Annotated in this window: 5 protein-coding genes; 3 read left to right on the plus strand and 2 right to left on the minus strand. The window is 46.1% G+C overall.

Annotated features, from left to right (window positions below; translation table 11 throughout):
• Together QVP90_RS07000 and QVP90_RS07005 are read right to left on the minus strand one after the other, a co-directional pair.
• The coding region (locus QVP90_RS07000; protein WP_288203997.1) for an alginate lyase family protein at positions 1-437 on the minus strand (437 nt) is incomplete at its 3' end.
• A gap of 13 nt (positions 438-450) precedes the next feature.
• Positions 451-4386 (minus strand): hybrid sensor histidine kinase/response regulator transcription factor, encoded by a 3936-nt coding sequence (locus QVP90_RS07005; protein WP_021936030.1) that lies wholly within the window; start codon positions 4384-4386, stop codon positions 451-453.
• A gap of 204 nt (positions 4387-4590) precedes the next feature.
• On the opposite strand from QVP90_RS07005, the gene QVP90_RS07010 reads away from it, so the two are divergent.
• The 3 genes from QVP90_RS07010 (at position 4591) to QVP90_RS07020 (ending at position 10445) form a co-directional block, all read left to right on the plus strand.
• On the plus strand, positions 4591-6909 hold the full coding sequence (locus QVP90_RS07010) for a glycoside hydrolase family 3 N-terminal domain-containing protein (RefSeq protein WP_021936031.1): 2319 nt from the start codon (positions 4591-4593) through the stop codon (positions 6907-6909).
• 8 nt (positions 6910-6917) lie between these two features.
• Complete coding sequence (locus QVP90_RS07015) at positions 6918-8132, plus strand: glycoside hydrolase family 88 protein (protein WP_021936032.1); 1215 nt, start codon at positions 6918-6920, stop codon at positions 8130-8132.
• A gap of 141 nt (positions 8133-8273) precedes the next feature.
• On the plus strand, positions 8274-10445 hold the full coding sequence (locus tag QVP90_RS07020; RefSeq protein WP_021936033.1) for a hypothetical protein: 2172 nt from the start codon (positions 8274-8276) through the stop codon (positions 10443-10445).
• Positions 10446-10629: the final 184 nt, after the last annotated feature.

Consider the following 10629-nt stretch of genomic DNA (forward strand, 5'->3'; position numbering starts at 1 on the left):
AGGAATGCCGAACCGGAATAGGTCATCACCAACACTCCGTCGTGTTCCGAATATTTCTCGTTGGTAGATGCCCATGCATTCAGGAAATAGCAGGCTTTTTCTCCATATTCCTGTTGGCCGGATAGGGTGTAGGCCAATGCCGAACAGTAGGCGGCATATGCATCCCGCTGCAATGCCAGGGAGTTGGCACGGTGTTCCTCGGGTTTATCATAGAATCCCGGTACGGCAAAATCTACCAGTGCATGGTGCGACACTTTCAAGATGGAGTCGGCATCGTGAATCAATTGCTGATAGGCAGAATAATAGGGCTCTTGCTGTGCCTTGACCTGTTTTAGTACATAGTCGATTTGCTTTAACGGATGCATGCTGTGATTGCTGGCGTATCCGTAGACGAAATATAAAAAAGAGAGAAATGCTATCGTTATAATTTTCTTCATTTTTAGGATTTATTTATTCGTTTGTTATTTGTATAAAATCTTTAGGAAGTTTCTTGAACTGTTCGAAGAAACATTTTGAGAAATAAGACGGTGTGTTGAAACCTACCAGGAAGCATACTTCGTTTATTTTGTATTTGCCGGTGGACAACATCCGTGCGCTTTCATTCAGCCTGATCAGCTTGATGTAGTCGTTGGGGGTCATTCCTGTGATGTTTTTAATCTTTTTGTGCAGGTTTGAACGGCTTATGGCAAACTGGCTGGAAAGGCTGTCGATGGAGAAGTCCTCATCCGACATGTTTTCCAATATGATGGTATTCAGCTTCTTCACGAAATCTGCGCTTTCGTTGTTTTCCGTGTTCTGCTTGAAATACTGCAACGGAGATTTGATGAAGTTCTTTCGCAGGTTGTTCCTGTTTTCAATAATGCTGCTTATTTGCGCTTTTAGTTGTTCGATGGAGAATGGTTTTTCCATGTAAACGTCGGCTCCCTGGTTCAGGCCCTCTATTTTAGTGGAAGTATCCGTTTTGGCAGATAGCAACACCAAAGGCAGGTGAGAGTAGGCGGGATCGCTTTTCAGCCGGTTACATAATTCCAACCCGTCCATTTCCGGCATCATAATATCGGATATGATGATGTCTATGTTCTCTTTTTCCACCATTTCCAGTGCCTGTACTCCGTTCTCTGCTTCAAAGACGGTGTAGTTGTCGTTTAGGCTTTCGCAAAGGAAAGTCCGCATATCCGTGTTGTCTTCCACGATGATGATCCTCGTACCCGCTTCCACGACCGATTGTTCGGGCATTTCACTCTTTTCGGGTATGGCAGCTTCCGTTTCCTGCACCTCTTCCTCTGTTCCGTCGGCAATGGGGATTGTCAGTGTAAAATTACAGTTTTTTCCGTATTCCGATTCGATGGAGATTTTTCCGTTATGCTTCATGGCCAGCGATTGTGATAGCGATAATCCCAGGCCGGAGCCTGTCCGCACAGCGTTGTCCTTATCCTGTATCTGGAAGAAAGGTTCGAATATTTTTTCCATATACTGCTTTTCAATGCCGGTACCATCGTCTTTGATCTTTATTTCCAGGTTTCCGCTTCTCTCTTTTACGGTTATCAGGATTTGGTTTTTGGCATATTTAATGGCGTTGGCAATCAGGTTGCTGACAATCTTATAGATGGCTTCGGAGTCGACATTGCATTCTATATCGTTCTTTTCCGCTTCCAAAGAGATTTCCAGTTTGTTGAATTTGGCCGTCTGGTAATATTGCTTATACACTTTTTCCACAATCTTGACGACATTCTGCCGCTTGAATTTGAAGTGGAACATGTCCTCTTCTATTTTACGGAAGTCCAGCAGTTGGTTGATCAGTTCGAGCAGCCTGTTGGCATTGCGTTCTATCATCCCCAGGTTGTTCCTGGTCTGTTCGTTTCCGTCTCCGGACAAAATTATTTTTTCCAATGGTGCGGCAATCAGCGAGAGCGGTGTACGTATTTCATGGGCAATGTTCGTGAAGAAATTGATTTTCGATTCGTACATCTCTTTTTCTTTGGCCGTCTGGTATTTGAATATCTTTTCCTGGTTTTTACGTTCGATAAAGCGGTGGTATCTCCGGATAAAATAAAGGATAATGCCGATGGCAAGGACAATATACAGGCCGATCATGAGGTTGGACAACCAGAACGGGGGCTTTATTTTCACCGTAATGTCTGCCGTTTCATCGCTCCATACTCCATCATTATTCGTGCCTTTCACACGGAATACATAAGTTCCGGGCGGGATGTTCATGTACATGGCCTTATTGTCGGAGGTGTAATGCCACTCTTTGTCGAAGCCTTCGAGGATGTAGGCATATCTGTTTTGTTCCGGCGAAAGATAGCTCAATGCTACAAAGTCGAAGCTGAAAGTGGACTGGTCGTGCCGCAACGTTATCTCTTTGGTTGCGCTGATGGTCTCTTTTAGTGGCGACGATTCGGAAAGTGTTATCTCTTTGCTGGCAATCTGGAAACCTGTGACCATGACGACCGGTTTGTTGGGGTTATCTGTAATCTCTTTCGGATTGAATGTGATGAATCCGTTGGTTCCGCCAAAGTAAAGTCGGTTGTCGGAAGCTCTCAATGCGCAGTTCAGATTGTATTGTATCCGTTGTATATCGCCGATATAGGCAAATGTTTTAATGTTTTTCAAGTCGGAGGATATTTTAACCAACCCTCCGCCTGTGCTTACCCACAGATTGCCGTCCGAATCGTCCAGTATGGAATAGATGATGTTGGAAGGTAGGCCCGACTGGTCGTTTAAGATTGGTTCGAAGTTTTGCTCTTTGGCGTTGAACCGTACCAGCCCTTCTCCTTCCGTCCCTGCCCAGATGTGGAATTTGGAGTCTTGAAATACGCAGTTGACATTATTTCCCGGCAAGGATTTCGGATTATCGGGATTATTTACGAATACTTCCCATCTATTGTCTGAGGTGAGCCGTATCAGCCCTTTGGAATGGGTGGCAAACCAAATGGAGCCGTCATAATCTTCTGCAATGTCTTTTACCGGGGTGTTGGTCAGGTAATCGAGGGTCTTGAGCGTGCCGGATGCATCCATCGAGATCACTCCGCCTTCGGAGGTGAAGAGTATCTGCCCTTTGGAGGTTTTGGCTATGGAGTTGATGGTATGATTAATTCCTATGTCGTTGGCGGAGGCGCTGACCTGTCCGTTCTTTATGTTCAGGATATGGATGCCTTTGCCGTAAAGGCTTGCATAAAGTTTGTCCTGGTCCGACAGAATGCTCTGTACATCGTGGTAACCGATGTCGTATGGCTTCTTGAAGCTCAGGCTCTTCGGATTGAAAAGGTATAGTCCGTCGTTGTGCGTTCCGATCCATATGTCCCCATTTTCATTCTCGGCGAATCCGCTGATGATATTTTTTTTGGAAGAGTTGTGTGGAGAGTTATAGCAATACTGGAAACGGTTGATGGCAGGCGAATAATAATTTACGCCCCCAAAGTAAGTTCCGATCCAGAAAGACCCTTCCTTGTCACGTGCAATGGAGAAAATGGATTTATCCGTCATGTTGTCAAAAGAAGTATCGTCGTTGATCAGGTCGAAACTCTCCAGCGTACGGTCGAATTTCACCAGTCCTTTGTCCGATCCCATGATGAGCTCGTGGTCGGAATATTCGATGATGGATTTGATGTTGAATACATGATTTATATAATGTGTGGCTTTCTGTGATCTGGGGGTATAGCGTATCAATCCGCTTGTGGCCGTCCCTATCCAGATGTTATTGTCTATGTCGCAATACAGGCTGTAAATCACGGGATCGTCGATGCCCAACTCTTTAGCCTGTGTCATTTGCGTGAACTTTTCCTCTTTAGGATCAAAGTGTACAAGGCCTTTGCCCACTGTGCCCAACCATATATTTCCGTAATAATCCTGAACGATGCTCCAGATGTAATTGGAGGGCAACGAATAGGGATCGCTACCGGATAGATAATGTTTCTTGGTCGTTAATTCGGGAGTAAGGACATACAGGCCATATCCGTGGCAGGCCAGCCATATATTTCCGGAAGGGTCTTCCATAATAGCATTGATGCTCACGTCGTCTTTTATGTTTTTGTCCAGGTCGATGTGTCTGAACTTCTCTAACTTATCGTCGAAAAGATAGAGCCCTTGTTTGGTTCCGATGAGGAATCTTCCTCGCGAATCCTCTTTCAGGCAGTGGATAAAGTTATTGCCGATAGATAAAGAGTCGCCCTGTATTTTGCGGTACACTTTGATTTTCTTGCCATCGAAACGGTTGAGGCCGTCGTTGGTCCCGAACCACATGAAGCCTTTGCTGTCCTGCATAACCGCCCAGACACTGTTATGCGACAATCCGTCTTCCACCTGATAGCTCCTGAAGTGATAGGCGCGTGCAGGAAAAAAAGATAAAGCCAAACCTAATAAAACTAAAATCGTATGTTTCATAGCCTGATGAAATTAAGATGTTCAAATATAGGGCTTTGCTCTCTTTGGCGATGCAAATATCTTCTTAAAACCTATAAAAATATGGTATAATTGTGAGAATGCAGTGTATTTATATCTTTGAAAAGTATATTTCTATCCACTTTGTTTTATCAGTTCTACATTTGTGTCATTCATATTAGTAATTAAAGTCTAATCTTTAGAAACATGAATAAGTTAGTCAGTACTTTTATTATTTCATCCTTTACTGCTGCTATGGGCGTATCGGTTTTTGCTGCTGATGATGGCGGTGCGTTATATCTGGATGCGGGCCGGCCTGTCGAGCAGAGGGTGAAAGATTTGATGTCGCGCATGACTCTGGAGGAGAAAGTGGGGCAGATGTGTCAATGGGTCGGCTTGGAGCATATGCGAACCGCTTCACAGGATTTGACGGTAGACGAATTGAGTAATAACACGGCGCGGGGGTTCTATCCCGGCATCACGGAAGAAGACGTGAGACAAATGACGATAGACGGGAAGGTGGGCTCTTTCTTGCATGTACTCACAGTCAAGGAGGCCAATCAGTTGCAGGAGCTGGCAATGAAAAGCCGTCTCAAAATCCCTTTGATTATAGGCATCGATGCCATTCACGGCAATGCGCAGGTAGTGGGTACTACGGCGTATCCGACGAGCATCGGGCAGGCATCCATGTTCGATGTCGGCCTGGTTGAAGAGATTTGCCGGCAAACGGCTTTGGAGATGCGTGCTACAGGTTCGCAGTGGACATTCAATCCCAATGTAGAGGTCGCCCGCGACCCGCGTTGGGGGCGTGTCGGCGAAACTTTCGGCGAAGATCCCTACTTGGTATCTTTATTGGGCGTGGCTTCCGTGCGCGGATATCAGGGAGACGGGTTTGGAAAGGCGGAAAATGTGTTGGCTTGTGCCAAGCATTTTATTGGAGGCAGCCAACCGATAAACGGAACGAACGGCTCTCCCACAGACATTTCGGAACGGACACTCCGGGAGGTATTCCTGCCCCCCTTTAAGGCGACCGTAGATGCCGGTGTATATAGCTTTATGACAGCTCATAATGAACTGAACGGCATTCCCTGTCATGCCAATCCATGGCTGATGGAAGATATTCTTCGCAAAGAATGGGGATTCGATGGTTTCATAGTCAGTGATTGGATGGACATCGAGCATATACACGACTTGCATCGCACGGCAGTGGATAATAAAGATGCTTTCTACCAGTCGGTAGATGCCGGAATGGATATGCACATGCATGGACCGGAGTTTTACGAAAAGGTGATTGAACTGGTGAAGGAGGGAAAACTCACGGAAGCCCGGATCGATGAGTCTTGCCGGAAAATATTGGCTGCGAAATTCCGGTTAGGACTGTTCGAGAAATCTTTTACCGATGAGAAAGCGGCGAAAAGCGTCCTGTTCAATGAAAAGCATCAGGCCACGGCATTGGAAGCGGCGCGTAAGTCCATTGTGCTATTGACCAATGACGGCATACTTCCGCTGGATGAAGCAAAATATAAAAATGTATTCGTAACCGGAATGAATGCCGACAATCAGACGATTCTCGGTGATTGGGCTTTGACACAGCCGGATGAGAATGTGATTACAGTGCTCGAAGGGCTGAAACTGGTATCTCCCGACACTAAATTTTCATTTGTGGATTTGGGATGGAACATCCGGGAAATGGATAAAAACAAAGTGGAACAGGCCGCAAAGCAGGCTGCCAAAGCCGATTTGGCAATTGTGGCGGTGGGAGAATATTCCTTGCGGACCAACTGGTACGACAAAACTTGTGGCGAAGACTGCGACCGTTCGGATATCAATCTGGCAGGGTTACAGCAGGAACTTGTGGAGTCCATTCTGGCAACGGGAGTTCCTACCGTTGTGGTTTTAGTAAACGGGCGTCAGTTGGGGGTGGAATGGATTGCCGGTCATGCCAATGCTTTAGTCGAAGCGTGGGAGCCGGGTAGTCTCGGAGGACAGGCCATTGCCGAAATATTATATGGAAAAGTAAACCCTTCCGGCAAACTGCCGGTGACGGTTCCGCGCCATGTGGGACAGATACAGATGATTTATAACCATAAGCCGTCCATGTATTTTCATCCGTATGCCATCGGAGAGAGTACGCCTTTGTTCTATTTTGGATACGGCCTGAGTTATACGGAATATGCGTATTCGGATCTCACGGTTTCCTCGGCGCAGATGTCGGGGGACGGCAGTGTGGAAGTGTCCGTGAAAGTGACGAATACGGGAACAACGGATGGGGAGGAGATTGTGCAGTTGTATATCCGCGACCTCTATTCCAGTGCGACGCGTCCGGTGAAAGAGTTGAAGGACTTCAGGCGCGTGCCCCTTCGTGCAGGCGAAACCAAGACAGTTTCTTTCATCTTACCGGCAGGGAAACTTGCTTTCTATGATAAGAAGATGGACTATACGGTGGAACCCGGAGACTATGAAATCATGGTGGGAGCTTCGTCGAGGGATGAAGATTTAATGAAGAGAATTGTAAATGTAAAATAATAGTTGGGATGAAAAGATTGATGAGCTGTGTGTTGGTTTGCGCAGGAGTATTGCTTTTGCTGTCGGGACTGAGAGAAACAGATGTAGTCGGAACAAAAAAGCAATTATCGTATTGTGACACGCAGATAAAGAAAACACTGGATGCCATCGAAGGTTCCGGATTGATGCCCCGTTGCATCGATACGGATGCCACAGACTGGTATAAAATCGATATTTATGATTGGACGAGCGGTTTCTGGCCCGGCATCTTGTGGTACGATTATGAGAACACCCAAAATGAAGAGATCAGGAAAGCAGCCATTCACTATACGGAATCGCTTGTGCCTTTGCTCGATCCGGAGCATCCGGGCGACCATGATCTGGGATTCCAGTTTTATTGCAGCTTTGGCAATGCCTATCGACTGACAAAGGACGACAAATATAAGCAGGTATTACTGAAAGGTGCCGATAAACTGGCCGGATTTTATGATCTCCGGGTGGGGACAATCCTCTCGTGGCCGGGTATGGTGACGGAGATGAACTGGCCACACAATACCATCATGGACAACATGATGAATCTTGAACTGCTGTTTTGGGCGGCCAAGAATGGCGGCAACAGGGAATACTATGGCATGGCGGTGAGCCATGCAAAGGTGACAAAAGAGAATCAGTTTCGTCCCGACGGCTCTTGCTACCATGTAGCGGTGTACGATACCATCGACGGGAGGTTCTTGAAAGGCGTTACGAATCAAGGATATAGTGATAGCTCCCTGTGGGCGCGCGGACAGGCATGGGCCATTTATGGGTATACGTTGGTTTACAGGGAAACCGGTGATAAGGAATACCTCCGTTTTGCCGAGAAAATAACGGATATATACCTCAAACGTTTGCCGGAAGATTATGTTCCGTATTGGGATTTCGACGATCCGGCTATCCCGGACGCTCCGAGAGACGCATCTGCAGCGGCCATTGTAGCTTCCGGATTGCTGGAGCTGGTGCAATTGGAAGATAATACGGAGAAAGCCGAAGAGTATAGGGATGCGGCTGTTAATATGCTGCTCAGCCTGTCGTCTGATGCTTACCAGAGTGGCATCAAAAAACCGTCTTTCCTGCTCCATTGCACGGGCAATTTACCGGGAGGGTATGAGATCGACGCATCCATTAATTATGCTGACTATTATTACATTGAAGCGCTGACACGTTACAAAAAAATGCAGGCTGGGCGTGATATTGTTGAAAAGTAGCCCACAAGCTACGCAGAAACAGGTCACTATTGCTATGTAAACAGGATTTTGGTAGTAATAAATAATATTGTTGTATTTGTTTATCGCTTGTCGGGCTACTTTTGTGCAGAACAGATTGTTTAAACTTAAAAATATTGTATTATGAAAAAACAGTTTTCTACTTTGATTGCATTACTTATTGTCGGAGCTGCTCCCCTTTTGGGGCAAGAAACCGACCCTCTGAACGATCCGACTAATATTGATGCGGATCTCTATCTTCACGCCGGATTTTCTCAGGATTCCATTCGGCCGGATTATTCCCATACTTATTATGATAACACCAACCATAAACTGGTAAAAGGGGAGGATGGCATATATTCCATTACGGTTCCTTTGAAGAAAGAGCAGATTGTGAATAAAAACATGGAGGTTGGTATTTATACCTATGCTTACTCTGTTATTTATGGAGGAAAAGTGAACGGTTCAGGCAATGATGCCGTTAAAGGAAGTGTAGGACCGGTTATTGCCGATGAACCCAGACTCTTTGAACTGGCCGAAGACCGGGATGTCACTTTTTATGCAAAGAAACTGAATACAGGAACGGCGGATGCTCCGTGGTACAGAACTATGTTCATCTGCGATGCACAACCGCTATATCTGGACGGAACGGAGCTGCCGTTGCCGGGCGAAGACGGAGTGACGAGATACGTAGTGGATAGAGGTGAAACCAGCAGACGGTGGGAGTATAAACTCAGCCCTATCGGCCGTTGGAGCAAAACGCAGGATTTTATGGAAGATGTGATACCGGCCAAATGGAAATCTAACGAAGCATACGCTTTTCTGCCCAATGGCGGCTGGTGGCTCGGAGGGCGTTTTCTGTTGGCGTATGACTATAAGAAGTTGAGTCTGGAGGTCGGCAAATTGGTTGATGAACTGCAAACTCCCTTGTTTACGGTGAATGGAGAAAGTATTCCGGAGAATTTGGGAATAGTCGATGAATTGTTGCTGAATGGTTCTGTGATTACATTCCTGAAAGGATATTATGCCAATGGCGGCAAAGACTCTTACGATCCGGCATTTGATACAAGCATCGCCACCGTGAAATTGTGTTGGCAGATAGACGAATTGCCTGCTGCCTCTTTCCCTTTGACAAACGGTGAGGTGGTCAGAGACGATAATTATAATAAAACGACCGAGTGGACGGTTAGTGAAGCGGATCTTTTCGAAGGAACAACTTTGCCGGCGGGAATACATACGCTGAAAGTATGGTACGAGTCAGAATATTTAGGGGATGTACTTACTTCTGAAGTACAATCGACGTCCTTCGAGATCGAAGAGATTGTGGTTATTCCTCTTGAAAATAAAGGAACGGCTGTCGATCTTATTCTGGAGGGAGACTGGAATCCGGAAACGTTCCGCACGATTATCGAAGAACAAGCCGTTAGGATTACTACGATTGACCTTACCGGAGTGGCCGGCCTGACGGAACTTCCCGAAATGGAAGGTTTAAATCCGAACTGCCTGGTTTATGTGAATCCGGATGTTGTTATCGCAGAGGGCGTTGATAACGTGGTTGTATTTGATAACGAAGAGGGTAGAGCAGCCAATATACTTCTGACGGAAGGTTCCGATTTCAATAACGTGAGATTATTTACTGCTGACCGGATCTCCTACTCCCATAACTTTACTGCTGATGTTTGGTCTACCATCTGCTTGCCTTTCAGTGCGGATAAGGGAGATGTAACCGTAGAAGAGTTTACGGGTGCCGATGGTGAGAAAGTCATCTTTACGGGAGCATCCGCCATCGAAGCCAATGTTCCCTATTTGGCTAAAACAAGTAATTCGGAGGTTAAGACCTTTACGGCAACAGATGTACAGATGAGCGTTACGGCAGAACCAGCTCCGGTAGTTCCGGAAAATGGTTACGCATTCCATGCCGGTTACCGTGCGGTAGAAGGAGATGCTGTCGTAGGACTCCATTTGATGAACGATGTGGGGACTGCTTTCGTAAAAGTAGCCGATGGAAATCCGGAAGCTGCGGGAGTTTCTGCTTTTCATGCTTACATGCAGGCAACTGTTGATGAACTGTTGACAATCGTCCATGGTGACGATAACCCTACCGGATTGGGTTCGACGGAAGATACCGGCCGGTTGACGATTATCTCCCATAACGGTTCTGTCGAAATTAAGACGGGCAAGGCGCAGATGGTAGGTTTGTATGCATTGGATGGCCGTTTGGTGAAGATGGTTGAACTGAGCCAGGGCAGTAATTTTGTCAATGGATTGGATAAAGGTATTTATATTATGGACTGCCAAAAGGTAGTAGTGAAGTAAAAGAAGTCTCCGTGTCTTGTCCCTTGTACAAGCCGGTAGAATCAGAATAAAGAAAAATTTGAATGGATAATAAATAAAAGAGGTATTGTTTTTTTTATGCAGATTCAAGATAATAAGTTCATTGTATCACTTTATCTTGAATCTGCTTTTTTTGAAATGACAGCCTCTCCCCAACCCTCTCCGT

The sequence above is a fragment of the Bacteroides sp. CAG:189 genome (assembly GCF_000432295.1).
In the GTDB taxonomy this organism is placed as follows: Bacteria; Bacteroidota; Bacteroidia; order Bacteroidales; family Bacteroidaceae; genus Bacteroides; species Bacteroides salyersiae.